The 12,987-nt window shown below is 67.0% G+C and carries 10 protein-coding genes and 3 pseudogenes; 8 read left to right on the top strand and 5 right to left on the bottom strand.

The genetic code is table 11. The features are described 5' to 3' along the window. Positions 1-229: 229 nt before the first annotated feature. The 5 genes from LBW94_RS39155 to LBW94_RS39135 all read left to right on the top strand — a co-directional run bounded on the left by LBW94_RS39155 (position 230) and on the right by LBW94_RS39135 (position 3,553). Positions 230-598 carry a hypothetical protein gene (locus LBW94_RS39155; RefSeq protein ID WP_225061083.1) on the top strand — a complete coding sequence of 123 codons (369 nt, stop codon included), beginning with the start codon at positions 230-232 and terminating at the stop codon, positions 596-598. 16 nt (positions 599-614) lie between these two features. Further along, positions 615-1,028, top strand: a complete 414-nt coding sequence (locus LBW94_RS39150) for a hypothetical protein (protein ID WP_225061082.1) — start codon at positions 615-617, stop codon at positions 1,026-1,028. Positions 1,029-2,275: 1,247 nt separating this feature from the next. Beyond that, the gene (locus LBW94_RS39145; RefSeq protein WP_416277044.1) at positions 2,276-2,671 is read left to right on the top strand and encodes a hypothetical protein; all 396 of its coding nucleotides are present in this window, start codon (positions 2,276-2,278) and stop codon (positions 2,669-2,671) included. 47 nt (positions 2,672-2,718) lie between these two features. After that, the gene (locus tag LBW94_RS39140) at positions 2,719-3,090 is read left to right on the top strand and encodes a roadblock/LC7 domain-containing protein (protein WP_225061081.1); all 372 of its coding nucleotides are present in this window, start codon (positions 2,719-2,721) and stop codon (positions 3,088-3,090) included. A gap of 91 nt (positions 3,091-3,181) precedes the next feature. Next, positions 3,182-3,553, top strand: coding sequence for a hypothetical protein (locus LBW94_RS39135; protein WP_225061080.1), 372 nt, complete (start codon positions 3,182-3,184; stop codon positions 3,551-3,553). A 261-nt stretch (positions 3,554-3,814) separates the two neighbouring features. On the opposite strand, the pseudogene LBW94_RS39130 reads toward LBW94_RS39135, so the two are convergent. From LBW94_RS39130 to LBW94_RS39115, 4 genes and pseudogenes are all read right to left on the bottom strand, one after another. Beyond that, a pseudogene (locus LBW94_RS39130) lies at positions 3,815-4,297 on the bottom strand (transposase); the annotation flags it as partial. A 683-nt stretch (positions 4,298-4,980) separates the two neighbouring features. Next, positions 4,981-5,334, bottom strand: a complete 354-nt coding sequence (locus LBW94_RS39125) for a hypothetical protein (RefSeq protein ID WP_225061079.1) — start codon at positions 5,332-5,334, stop codon at positions 4,981-4,983. A 141-nt stretch (positions 5,335-5,475) separates the two neighbouring features. Then, entirely contained in the window at positions 5,476-6,852 is a 1,377-nt protein-coding gene (locus LBW94_RS39120; protein ID WP_225061078.1) for an ABC transporter substrate-binding protein, read from the bottom strand. Between the two features lie 264 nt (positions 6,853-7,116). Continuing rightward, positions 7,117-8,040, bottom strand: coding sequence for an alpha/beta hydrolase (locus tag LBW94_RS39115; RefSeq protein WP_225061077.1), 924 nt, complete (start codon positions 8,038-8,040; stop codon positions 7,117-7,119). A 247-nt stretch (positions 8,041-8,287) separates the two neighbouring features. Between LBW94_RS39115 and LBW94_RS39110 the strand changes: the two are divergent. From LBW94_RS39110 to araB, 3 genes and pseudogenes are all read left to right on the top strand, one after another. Beyond that, a pseudogene (locus LBW94_RS39110) lies at positions 8,288-8,955 on the top strand (L-ribulose-5-phosphate 4-epimerase). 14 nt (positions 8,956-8,969) lie between these two features. Continuing rightward, a complete protein-coding gene (gene araA, locus LBW94_RS39105) occupies positions 8,970-10,478 on the top strand; it encodes an L-arabinose isomerase (protein ID WP_225061076.1) in 1,509 nt (502 codons plus the stop codon). Between the two features lie 10 nt (positions 10,479-10,488). Next, positions 10,489-12,137 (top strand): annotated as a pseudogene (gene araB / locus LBW94_RS39100) (ribulokinase). A 78-nt stretch (positions 12,138-12,215) separates the two neighbouring features. On the opposite strand, the gene LBW94_RS39095 reads toward araB, so the two are convergent. Further along, positions 12,216-12,818 carry a TetR/AcrR family transcriptional regulator gene (locus tag LBW94_RS39095; RefSeq protein ID WP_225061075.1) on the bottom strand — a complete coding sequence of 201 codons (603 nt, stop codon included), beginning with the start codon at positions 12,816-12,818 and terminating at the stop codon, positions 12,216-12,218. Positions 12,819-12,987 lie beyond the last annotated feature (169 nt).

Below are 12,987 nucleotides of genomic sequence, written 5' to 3'. Positions count from 1 at the left end.
CAGGGCCTGAAACGCATCCCGCTGTTCGGCCTCGGTATCGGGCAGTGCTCGCTATCATGAGTGAGCATTTACTCTTGTGGCGTAGCGTCAGCGCCCCTGGCGGCCCCTCGGTGGGTCGGGAGTGTGCCATCCGCGACCGGGCCGCCGTATCTGTGCCTCGGGTTGCGGCAGAGCGTTGCGCACAGCCGCTCTTCGTCACCTTTTCCAGCCCAACCAGTGGGAGCTGTCAATGAAGATTCGTCCCGTTGTCATCGCCGTCCTGTTCGCTGCCGCGACCGCGGTCGGCGCAGGGTGGACCACCGCGGCGGCCGCGCCGTTGGTGCACAGCGATATTCCGGCCGGCGACTGTGCCGTGCTGAAGCAGATCGGCAGTTCGACGGTGAGTACGCTCGCGCCGTTGCAGTCGCAGTCGCCGGATCAGGCGGCCGCCGGGATGGCCGCGTATGTCGCTCAGCTGCGTAGTCAGGAGGGTCAGGTCAGTTCGCCGGAGGCGCAGGCCGATATCGAGAATCTGGCCAGTGCGCTCGAGAACGCCACCGGGCCGGAGTCTGCGTCCTCGGTCTACGGTGCCATCGGCAAGTTGAATTCCGCCTGCTAGCACGCCGACAACAGAGGTGCCCGGCGCGCGACGATCCGCGCCGGGCACCGCCAAGTGGTGCGGGATCGGTGGCTGCATCCTCGCCGTCATCGCCTGCGTGATCACCGGCAGCGTCGCCGCTTGCTCCGCGGCCGCGACGACCCACTACTCCTGGCAGACATTCGCTGTACTGGCCGGCGTATGCGGGATCGGCTTCGCGTTCTTCTGCACCGCGGGTTCGGTCCTCATCGTCGACGCACTTCCCGAACAGCAGCAAGGCATCCGCTCAGGCATGCTCGGCGTCACCATGAGACTCGGCCATCGGCACCGCCATCCTGGCCGCTTTCCAGTCCGCCAAGCCCTCACCGCGCACATCGAGGTCAAGGGACGCGCTGTCGACGAACCCATCTCCCACATGTTCGGCGATTGCCGATATTCCCTGACTTTCTAGTTCATGACCGGAATGATCGCAGTCGCGCTCGTGATCGCACTGTTCATAGGACACGGCCGCGAACCCAGCACCTCCGGAATCATCGCCCCGTGACACACGATCCGATCCGCAGCGGCGCCGCGGGCGAGTCGGGTACAGCCCGCGGCCTGTTGTCATGGACGGCTGCAGGTGTCGCCGACCGCGCAGCGGTCGGAGCCGACGACGATCGGTGAACAGTCGACGAAAGTCCGGGACCAGGGCATCCGGTTGGCGGAGTCGGGATCCCACTCGGTGGTCGGAGGGTCGGATATGGGTCGAGCGCACGGCGAACATGTCGTACGCCACCTCATCCGGCGGGAGACGGCATCGCGATTTTCAGCCGCTTCAATAGGGTCCGCAGTGCCGGAAAGCCGGGCGGGTGTGCGCCCGCTCCGGCGTGCGGCGCGACATCGGTGTCACCGGCAGCCAAGGCGCGGCCTCGGGCCGACACCGCCCACCGCCAGGCCCGAGGCGGTACGCTACACCCCGACTGGGCGATAACGCCGGCCCCGTGGTCATGGCACGGAGTATTTCCGCTGCGGCGGGTACCTGGACCCGCTCGAACTGCGCAGCCGAACACACTCGTATGCCCGCCGTTCGCCAGCACAACACGCTTCCCCAGCAAACTTGACGGTGGTATGCTCCGACTACTGATTGCATAATTTCCGAACTAATAATCCAGAGGCGCACGGAGGAGGCGCATGGTGTACGGCGGGGATCCGCCGGTCTCCGAGTAGGCGAACTCGGCCGAGTCTTGGCTGAGCAGTGGATCGGCGACTGCGAGCAAGCCGCGCAGCCAGGGGCGACAAGCTCCCGTTCTGTCTGCGGCCAACTGGTAAGCCCGATCGGGCGATCGGAGCCACTCGTCGAGGCGGGCTCCTCCCACTTTCCGTCCGTTTCGCATGTTCCGATCGAGTCTCAGCTCGGGAGTGTTCAACGTTCATCGTCACTGGATATCCGCCGTAAAGAATAGTATTGCGCACACATCGCCGCGAAGAAAACTCACGTGCGTAGACACTTGTCATCCCCATTTTTGTATCGACTCAATAGGTCGGGGAGAGTAGTCGAGCAAGCCCTCGCATGTGAATTGACATCGCTTCGAATCACGGCTGAGCAACGGGCAAGAAACGTTCTGCAAATATCCTGCGACTTGTTCCATCGTCACCAACTGGGTGGTATCGTCCGGGTTCGGTATTCTGGACAGTTCGAGCTTAATCAATGGAGTTTGTGTGGATCTCGACGACGCCCTGATCGATGGTATGTCGGTCGACGGGGCGCTGGGGATTGCGCTCGTCGACTACGACAGCGGTATGATCCTCGGTAAGCAAGGTGGAAATTCTCTGCTCGATCTCGACGTCGCCGGCGCTGTTCTCACCGATGTGGTGCGAGCGAAGCTGCGGGCTATAGAGACGCTACAGCTGGACGACGCGATCGAAGACATTCTTGTCACGCTCGGCGCGCAGTATCACGTCATAATGCCGCTGGAGGGTCTGCGTAATCGGCAACACTCGAATATTAGCAAGAGAAACAATCTGTTTCTGTATCTCGTTCTCGACCGTGCGCGGGCAAACCTCGCTCTGGCCCGCCACCGTCTGCGGCGAATCGAGCAGGCGGTGCGGGTGTGAGCGGGGCCGGTCAACGTACAGAGATACGACTCACCGATCCTCCCGCGGTGGCCCAGGTGCTGACCGACAGCTGCGCGGCTGCAGCCGATGATGTGCAGTACGCCTTCGTCGCCAGCCGCGACGGGCTCGTGGTCGCCGCCGCTAGTACCCCTACTCAGCGTGACGAGGACCAGACTGCATTGCGTGGTTCGGCCATCGCTGCCGCTGCTGCCGGCATCGGCGACCACTTCATTGCGTTGTCATCGCGTGGAGGGCGACTGCAGTCGGTCCTGTTCGAAGCGGACCGCAGCTGCGTCGCGGTGCTGCCTCTGTCCAGCGCTCTGCTGCTCGTTGTCGGTGGTACGCAGGCCACGAGTCTCGGCCGGCTCAGCGCTGCGGCGCGCAGGATGGTCCATGCTCTTCAAACGCCTGCGGTTTAATCCTTCCCGCACAGCGCGGGCTCGCACTACCCACACCCGAACCCCGGACGACAGCTCACACAATGGAATACCCGAAAGGAATGTCACACCGATGCCCGATATGGATACCGCGCTGAAGGAAATGATGATGATCGATGGTGCGCTCGGTGCCGCGGTGGTCGACTACAACAGCGGCATGGCCCTCGGCATGTCGGGTGGGTCGAGAAATCTCGATCTCGACGTCGCCGCAGCCGGGAACACCGAAGTCGTGCGCGCGAAGCAGCGCACCCTCGAACAGTTGGGTATCGACCAGGGCATTGAGGATATTCTCATCTCCCTCACCGGTCAATATCACCTGCTCCGGCCCATGGCCAGTCCCCAATCTCGCGGGCTGTTCCTCTATCTTGCGCTCGACCGCAATCGCGCCAATCTCGCATTGGCACGGCACCGGCTCAGGCAAATCGAAGACAGCCTGCTCGTCTGAGACGAGGAATATCCGTTTCGTCGAAGACCACACAGTACGGCAAGGTAAATCACTGGTAGACAGGCGATAGCGTGGCCGCCCTCGGAAGCCCGGTCACGCTATCGCCTGCCACATACGGAGAACCGGCAACGGTATCCCGTGATCCTCCGCATAGCGTCCTCCGCAGGCATGCTCTGTCCTAGTACAGGGCCTGCGAGACCCGCTCGACTCGCCGCGACCCCCCTGGCAACAGCGGGCCGGAGCGCGGGGCATGGCCGATCCTCACCCACGGACTCCCTGTACGTCGACGAGAAATCCCCTGGTAAGAGCTCCTATCGGTTCGGTTGCTGAGTCGTCGCCAGCAGATGAGGGCAGCGCCGGGGTTGAGGAAGCCTTCATGGATATCGACCCGGCGTTCCCACCCGGACGGCGGACGGCCAGCCGCCGGTACTGGTGGAGCAGGGCGAATGCCTGCTCGACGATCCACCGGCCGACGGTGACCTTGTCACGGCTTCCGCGGCGAGGGATGTAGCCGGTGATCCCTCGTTGCCGGAGTTCGGCGTACACACTGGGATAGTCGTAGCCCTTGTCCCCGATCAGGAGCTTGACCCGGCGGCGCGGTGGTCCGGGCCGGCCACGCAGTGGACGCACCCGATCCAGCAGGCTCGGCAGCATCAGGTGATCGTTGACGTTCGCCGCCGACAACGCGACGGCGAAGGGGAATCCGTTTGCGCAGGTCAGGATGTGATGCTTGGAGCCGGTCTTGGCGCGGTCGACCGGGCTCGGGCCTGTTGCGGCACCGCCTGATTTTTTGGGCCCGCACGTGCAAGCCGCCCATCATCCGATCGAAAACGATCAACCCGATCACGCGGCCCACCTGCCGCAACACCACTCAACAACTCCGATATCGCTCACCGCGCCCAGCAGATGGACACAGCCGGGTACGTCGAGTGCAAGCAAAAACGGTGACGCCGCCGGGAGAAACTATTCCCCCGGGGCATGATGACACCAACCTCCTGACGCGCCAATGCATCCGGGAGTGGCAAACAGCGCATCGGCCGATCCCACATCGACTACGAGGCGTGAACAGATCGTATTGCGGCGATCAGCAGGATTGCAATCATTCGAAGCCGATTTGGGGCCGATGACGACCCCGCTCCCGCGAACAGCGACAGTGATCACACCACCCGGACACGGATTGCTTCCCATCGGGAGACCACCCGGCGGACAGCGACGTGCAGCAACCCAACCAGGCTGGCAAGAGAAACGGACAACGATGTCACCGGCACTCCGCAATGCATGCTCAAATAGCCGAAGCGCAACTCCGGCACCGCGGAACAGATCACGCTCCCTCCTTTCCGGGTTTCAGACTTTCCTCTACCGGCCGCCGCGCGTCACACAGCGACAGGAATCCGGTGCGAGTGCGGTGCCGGTACCTTCCGCAGAACTCATCGAGTTCCATCGCGCCGGCTGCCGGACCCGGCGCCGCGGGCAACGATCTCCCGCGCTGCCCGCAGTTCCCGATCCGCTTGCAGGCAGTAGCGATCCCAGGGTCTCACCGGCCGCCCGGGGTGTAACAGAACAGGGCAGGTGGAGCCCGGACCAGGGGTTACGCCGACAGAGGGGACTTTCGGGGCAGTCCGGTACCGGTGGCCCAGACCTTGCCCGTTGTCATTGTGCAATTCGAGTTCGCTGTCGTCGTGCAGGACCAGCGTCTTGGCCTTCGAGTTCGTGGTGCCGGACGCCCAGTGCGGCTTGTTGTCCTTGTCGTAGAGCACGGAGTTGCCGTCGGCCTGCAGCACTTGCCCGGACGACACCCTTCTCGCTGGTCTCGGACGTCCACACCATCTGCTTGCCCCGGCCCGGACTGGATTTCGGATCGTTCGGAGGCCAGTCGACGTGAACGAACGGGTTCCGGCCGGGCCGGTGTTGCGGGAGTGGTGTTATTTCAGGTCGTTGATGGATTTTCCGACGTCGGCGAGGGTGGCCGGTTTGCCGTAGTCGCCGTGCAGCTTGTAGGCGATCATGTCGCACCGGAAAGTTCCTGTGTCAGCGCCGAAGTCGGCGGACTTCCATCCTGAGGGTGTGGCCTGCTGGACGTTGAAGCACTTGGGTGCGCGATCGGCGGTCGGTGACTGCTCTACCGGTGCCTGCATGCCTCCGCCGGTCCATGCATGTTCGCCGGTCGCGGCGGTGTAGACGCACTGCCGGGTGAGCTTGTCACCACAGCTGTCGGCGGACTTCACGAACAGCGTCCATGCCACGAAGGCCCTCAGCGCGGGCAATGTGACGACCTTGCCCGGCGCGTATTTCGCGAACAGCTGGTTCACCTGCGCTACCGCCGGCACCCGGTCCTGGGCGTCCAGGGGTGCGGTGCCGCCGAGGTCGAGGTAGTTGTGCTGGGTGGCTACCGAGGTCGCGGCCAGTTTCGGGAAGGCGGGTGTGTAGGCGTTGGAATTGGTGTCGATCCAGTCGAGCTTGTAGTCCATGCCGGTCAGGACGTCCTCGAGTTTCGCGAGGCCGGCGTAGTCGCCGAGGAAGATCAGGCCTTTGACGCCTTTGCTCTTGAGCGCCTGCGCATACGGTGTCCAGTCGGTCACACCCGCGGCCGGGTACAGGTCGCTGTAGACGACCGTCGCGCCCTGCTGGGGCAGCGATTCCTCGTACTGGTCCATGGCGATCTTGGTGATCGGAGTGTCGCCGCTGATCAGCCCGACCGCCCCGGCGGAGCCCGGGTATTGCCCGAGCAGCCACTGGTGGAATCCGGTCGTGCTGTCGTATCCGGGGATGCTCCCGCCACCGACCTGCAGATCCGATCCGGTGTTGGCGACCTGATCGACCTGGGCGGGGAAATCCGGTAACAGGCACGACAGCCGGGCCTTCACTCCCAGGCCGTCCAGCGCCGCACTGCCACCGACCAGCGCGAAGTCGTCGCGGCAGGCGTCCACCATCCGCTGCTGGACCTGCATCAGCGCCGCATCGTGGATGTCGGGCACCAGCTTCCGGCCACCGACGCCGCCGTGGTCGTTGCACCAGGAGGTGAACACGTGCGCTGCGTCGACGAGTTCGGAGTTCTTGGTGAACCCGACATCGGTGAACACGCCGAGTTTGACGGCCGCGGTGGTGACGCCTTGCGCGGGTGCGGTCGTGGCGGTCCCGCCGTGACACAGGTTGGTCAGGTCGCCGAAGTCACCGGCGGACGCTGCCGCCGCAGATGCCGTGGACGGGCCTTCGTCGTTCTCGCCGCCGCGGCTGCACCCGGCCGCCGTGGCGACGACGACGGTGACGGCGGCAACTACGAGAAGCAGGTGACGTTTCATGCTGCACTCCTTCCGGCCGGCGGCGATGCCGACCTGGGAAAACCACCTGCCGACCCGGTCGGCACAAGCGGACCGGGCGGGATGTGATCCGGCGGGATCATGCCGCCAGAATTTCCACCAATGGAATATATACCGATGGATGATTAGGCGGCAAGGACGTTGTGCCCACCCCCTGTTGCCGCGGTCGTCAGCGGCCGGTCCCGGTCCGGCCGCCCCCGTGCTCGGGCGGCGATGGGCGCGCCAGCGCGCACCGCGGCGGCCGGGCTATCGAGCGTCCGGACCGGCGCCGGCGCCGAACGCTGTTCGCAGGCTGGCGCATTGGCTGGCGAAGAAGCTGGTGGACACCGAGGCGGTCGGCTCGGCGAGGTCGAAGCCATGGAAGGCGCCGGGAACGACCTCGGTGTGACACGGCACGCCCGCCGCGCGCAGCCGCTGGGCGTAGGCGAGGTTCTCGTCGTGGAACAGGTCGTAGGTCCCGACGCCGATCCAGGCGGGTGCGACATCGGCCAGATCGGCTCGCCGGGCGGGAACGGCCAGATCGGGATCTGCCGCGCCGAGATAGGACGCCCATCCCCACTGGTTGCTCTTGGAATTCCAGATCCGATAGTGCTCGGCGACATCGGGATCGGCCTGTGCCCGATCATCGAGCATCGAGTAGGCGAGCACTTGCAGGACCAGGGCGAGCTGGCCGCGATCGCGGGCCAGCAGGGCCAGTGCCGCGGCCAGCCCTCCGCCGGCGCTGCTGCCGCCGATCGCCACCCTGGCCGGGTCCACCTCCCGGTGATCGGCCAGCCACGCCAGCCCCCGTGCACAGTCGTCCAGCGGTGCGGGGAACGGGTGCTCGGGAGCGAGCCGGTAGTCGACGGCCGCCACGACGATGCCGAGCTCGGACGCGAACCGCCGGCACAGGCTGTCGTCCTGCTGCGCCCGGCCCATAACGTATCCGCCACCGTGAATCCACAGCAGCGCGGGTGAGGGAGTCGCAGAGGCTGGGGGGCGGTGTACCCGGACGCGCACGCCACCGCCGAGATCGACTACCTCCACACCCCGGGGGGACCGCCACCCGTTCAGTGCCTGCAGTCCGCGCAGCAGCGGCAGTCTGGCGGGTGTGACCAGCTGCCGCGGCAGCATCCGCGCCCTCCGGCGCAGCTCGGGGTGAAATCCCTCGTAGGATAGGGTCTCGCTCATTGTCGATCAACCATTCCGATCACCTTCGATGTCCACGTCCGGTCGTCTCGGCGCCGATCCCGGCGGCGACGTGAAGGCGCGCCTTCACCCGAGAGCAGCCTCCTGCTCGCCGGATGCGGCGGCCTTCCCCGAAAACTACCACTGGACTATATTCCGGCGGTAGTAATTTCTGGGGTGGCCGGTGACATCCGAGGTTCGGCCCTCCCGGGACCTGCCGTGCACGGTGTGGTGCCGAGGCGGAGTGCCGATGATCGAAAGAAGCGGGATGAGTGAGAATGCTGTCCGGGCGGAGTTGGCCCGCCTGCACGCGGTGCTGATCGATTCCGGTCTGGTTGCCTGGACCAGCGGCAACATCTCGGCGCGGGTGGCCGGTGACCGGTTCCTGATCAAGCCCAGTGGCGTGCCGTACGACCGCTTGACCTCGGAATCCATGGTGTTGTGTGACCTGGACGGGCATCCGGTCGCCGGCGACACCCTGAAGCCGTCCAGCGACGTGTTCGCGCACGCCTACATCTACCGCCACCGCGCCGATGTCGGCGCGGTGGCGCACACTCATTCCACCTACGCCACCGCATGGGCCGCGCGCGGCGAGCCGATCCCCTGTGTGCTGACGGCGATGGCCGACGAGTTCGGTGGTGAGATCCCGGTGGGACCGTTCGCCCTGATCGGCGGCGACGACATCGGCCGGGCTGTGGTCCGCACGCTAGCGGCCACCGCAGCCCCGCGGTGCTGCTGCGCAATCACGGCGTGTTCACGATCGGGGCCGGCGCGCGCGACGCAGTGAAAGCGGCGGTGATGTGCGAGGACGTCGCCCGTACCGTGCATCTGTCCCGGCAGCTCGGTGAGCCGGTACTGTTGCCGGCCGCCGATGTCGAGCATCTGTACGACCGCTACCACAACGCCTACGGCCAGTGACCGAGGAGAACGATATGCCGACGACCGACCGGGAACCGGTGCGGGAGGTCTGGTTCGCGACCGGCAGCCAGGGCCTGTACGGACCCGAGGTCCTGCAGCAGGTGGGGGAGCAGTCCCTGCAGATCGCCGATCGGCTGACCGGTGTGCTGCCGCTGACCGCGCGCTGGCTGCCGGTGCTGACCAGCGCTGCGGCGATCCGCCGAATCTGCTTGGACGCCAACGCCGATGACACCTGTCTCGGGGTGATCGCCTGGATGCACACCTTCTCCCCGGCGAAGATGTGGATCACCGGTCTCGACGCCCTGGACAAGCCCCTGCTGCACCTGCACACCCAGTTCAACGTCGAATTGCCCTGGACGACCATCGATATGGACTTCATGAACCTCAACCAGGCCGCCCACGGCGACCGGGAGTTCGGGTTCGTCGCCACCCGGCTGGGGGTCTCCCGCACGATCGTCGCCGGCCACGTGAGCGATCCGGCCGTCACCGACCGGGTAGTCGGGTGGGCACGGGCCGCGGCCGGGCGGGCCGATCTGCGCGCGCTGCGGCTGGCCCGGTTCGGGGACAACATGCGCGACGTCGCGGTCACCGAGGGCGACAAGGTCGAGGCGCAGCGGCGATTCGGTGTCAGCGTCAACACCTACGGCGTCAACGACCTGGTCGCCGTGGTCGACGAGATCGCCGACGCCGAGATCACCACATTGGTCACCGAATACCAGGACCGCTACGACGTCGCCGCGGACCTGCGCACCGGCGGGGACCGGCACGACTCGCTGCGGTACGGCGCGCGTCTCGAGCTCGGGCTGCGCACCTTCCTCACCGAGGGTGGGTTCGGGGCGTTCACCACGAATTTCGAGGATCTCGGCGGACTCCGCCAGCTACCCGGGCTGGCGGTGCAGCGCCTGATGGCCGACGGCTACGGATTCGGTGGCGAGGGCGACTGGAAGACCGCCGCCCTGCTGCGCGCCCTGAAGACGATGGGGGCGGGCCTGCCGGGCGGGACCTCGTTCATGGAGGACTACACCTACCATCTCGCGCCGGGCCACGAGCTGATCCTCGGTGCGCACATGCTCGAGGTCTGCCCGTCGATCACCGCGAACCGGCCGTCCCTCGAGATCCACCCGCTGTCGATCGGCGCCCGCGAGGACCCCGTCCGGCTGGTGTTCGACGCCGAACCCGGTCCGGCCCTCGTCGCCGGCCTGATCGACCTCGGTGAGCGATTCCGCTTGGTCGCCAACGAGATCGACGTCGTGGACCCGCCGGCTCCGCTGCCGCAGCTGCCGGTGGCCCGCGCCGTGTGGCGGCCGCGACCGGATCTGCGAACCTCCGCGGAGGCGTGGCTGGCCGCCGGCGGCCCGCACCACACCGTGCTCACCCGCGCGGTCGGGATCGAGACGCTCACCGACTTCGCGGAGATGACCGGAGTCGAACTGCTGGCCATCGACGCCGACACCACCGGTCGCCGGTTCATCCGGGAGATCCGCTGGAACCAAGCGTATTACCGCCTGGCACAAGGCTTCTGAGGAGGACGCGGTGGAAACCGGCTACTGCACCATCGGCGTCGACTTCGGCACCCTGTCCGGCCGGGCGGTGGTGGTCCGCGTCGCCGACGGCACCGAAATCGCCTCCGCCACACACGAATACCGCCACGGCGTGCTCGAACGGGCGCTGCCCGACGGCACACCGCTCGGGGACGGCTGGGCGCTGCAGGCGCCGGGTGACTGGATCGATGTCCTCCGTACCGCGGTGCCCGCGGCGCTGGCCGCCGCGGGCGTGCCCGCCGCCCGGATCGTCGGCATCGGCGCGATTTCACCTCCTGCACGATCCTGCCCGCCACCGCCGACGGCACCCCGCTGGCGGATCTGCTGCCCGGCCGGCCGCGCGCCTGGCCGAAGTTGTGGAAACACCATGCGGCACAACGGCAAGCCGATCGGATCACCGAACTGGCCGCCGCGCGGGGCGAGAAGTGGCTGTCCCGCTACGGCGGCCGGATCTCCGCGGAATGGGCGGTCGCCAAGGCGCTGCAGATCCTCGAGGAGGATCCCGAGCTCTACGCGGCCGCCGACCGGTGGATCGAGGCCGCCGACTGGATCGTCTGGCAGTTGACCGGCGTCGAGACCCGCAACGTCGCCACCGCCGGATACTAGGCGATCCGGCAGGACGGCGACTACCCGTCCCGGGACTATCTCGCCGCCCTGCATCCCGGATTCGCCGGTCTCACCGGCAAACTCGGCCCGCAGGTGTCCGCGCTCGGCAGCCGCGCCGGATCGCTGACCGCGCGCGCCGCCGCCTGGACCGGACTGCGCGCGGGTACCGCGGTCGCCGTCGGCAATATCGACGCCCACGTCACCGCGGCCGCCGCCGACGCCGTGGCGCCGGGCCGGATGGTCGCGATCATGGGCACCTCCACCTGTCACATCATGCCCTCGGATCGGCTCGCCGACGTCCTCGGCATGTGCGGGGTGGTCGCCGACGGCATCGTCGCGGGCCTGTGGGGATACGAAGCGGGCCAGTCGGGTGTCGGTGACATCTTCGCCTGGTTCACCGAGAACTGCGTGCCCGCCGTCGATCACGCCGCCGCGGCGGAGCGCGGGCTCGGCATCCACGAGTACCTGACCGAGCGCGCCGCCGCACAACCGGTGGGTGCGCACGGGCTGATCGCGCTGGACTGGAACAACGGCAACCGCTCGATCCTCGTTGACCACGACCTGTCCGGGCTGCTGATCGGCCAGACGCTGGCCACCCGGCCCGAGGACATCTACCGCGCGCTGATCGAGGCCACCGCCTTCGGAGCCCGGCTGATCGTCGAAACCTTCGATGCCGCAGGCGTTCCCGTCGAGGAGTTCATCGTCGCCGGGGGACTGACCCGCAACACCTTCCTGATGCGGACCTACGCCGACATCCTCGGCCGGCCCCTGTCGGTCATCGCCTCCGGACAGGGACCGGCGCTCGGCGCCGCCATCCACGCCGCCGTCGCGGCCGGGCACCACCCCGACATTCCCACCGCCGCCGCGGCCATGGGCCGCCGTCACCGGGACGCATACCGGCCCGACCCCGCGCGCGCCCGCGCCTACGACGACCTCTACCGGCTCTATCGCGAGCTGCACGACCGCTTCGCCGACGGCCGGTTGATGCACCGGCTGCACGACATGCGCACCACGACCGCACCCACGACCCCGTGAGCGCCCACCACCTCCTGCGCCGGTATCTGCCACGACCCCCGAGGTGCCAGCGACGCCTCGCCTCGCCGGGCGGTCCCGTCATCCCCGGCCGAGGGAATCCACCGTCGTACGCAGCGCCGCACGCAGCCGATCGGTGTCGGGCAGCGGCGAACCGACCGCCTCCTGCATGCCGATACCCGCCGACAGCGCGAACAGCAGCCAGACAGCGGTGTCGGGATCGGAAACGCCGGTGATGGCATCGCGAATCCAGGCGTGCCGCTCGCGGTAGATGTCCTCCAGGCCCGCGGCGATATCCGGATCGTGCCGGGCGGCCGCGGCGGCGTCGACGTCCAGCAGCCGGATGTCGCGGCCCGCGCTGTCGTACATCAGCTCCAGCCCGCGCTCCGGATCGGCCAGCGTCGCAACGAAGTCCGGCTCCTGTTCCCGCTCGCTGTGCTTCCAGCGGATCACCTCGACGAGCAGCTGTCCCTTGGACCGGAAATGCCCGTAGAGGGCTCCCTTGGTGAGGTCGGCCGCGGTCGCGATGTCGTTCATCGACACCGCGCTGTAGCCGCGTTCGATGAACTGCCGGGCGGCCAGATCCAGCAAACGCCGTCGGGTTCCGGCCGCCTTCGGAGTCCGGGGTGGCGGCGGCGGAACGAACCTGTGGCGTGCGGCACCCGGGGCGGTCGACGCGCTCATCGTTGCTCCTCACTTGATGATCGGCCGATCGGGTCACGACCTCCATAAAAGCTACCATCAGACTATATTTTCCGGCTTTCCGCCTGCGGGGTTCTATACCATCGGCATAATAAACCACTGGTAGAAATATTGGACGGCCGCGGCCGGGTCACTGCCTGCGTCCCCGTCC

The organism is Nocardia sp. alder85J (assembly GCF_020176955.2).
Taxonomy (GTDB): Bacteria; Actinomycetota; Actinomycetes; order Mycobacteriales; family Mycobacteriaceae; genus Nocardia.
This window is presented reverse-complemented; position numbering and strand designations above follow the sequence as displayed.

Bases quoted from the DNA above. Each gene is read 5' to 3' on its own strand.
- LBW94_RS39155 (WP_225061083.1), top strand. From the start codon at position 230: ATGAAGATTCGTCCCGTTGTCATCGCCGTCCTGTTCGCTGCCGCGACC.
- LBW94_RS39135 (WP_225061080.1), top strand. From the start codon at position 3,182: ATGCCCGATATGGATACCGCGCTGAAGGAAATGATGATGATCGATGGT.
- LBW94_RS39120 (WP_225061078.1), bottom strand. From the start codon at position 6,852: ATGAAACGTCACCTGCTTCTCGTAGTTGCCGCCGTCACCGTCGTCGTC.
- LBW94_RS39115 (WP_225061077.1), bottom strand. From the start codon at position 8,040: ATGAGCGAGACCCTATCCTACGAGGGATTTCACCCCGAGCTGCGCCGG.
- araA (WP_225061076.1), top strand. From the start codon at position 8,970: ATGCCGACGACCGACCGGGAACCGGTGCGGGAGGTCTGGTTCGCGACC.
- LBW94_RS39095 (WP_225061075.1), bottom strand. From the start codon at position 12,818: ATGAGCGCGTCGACCGCCCCGGGTGCCGCACGCCACAGGTTCGTTCCG.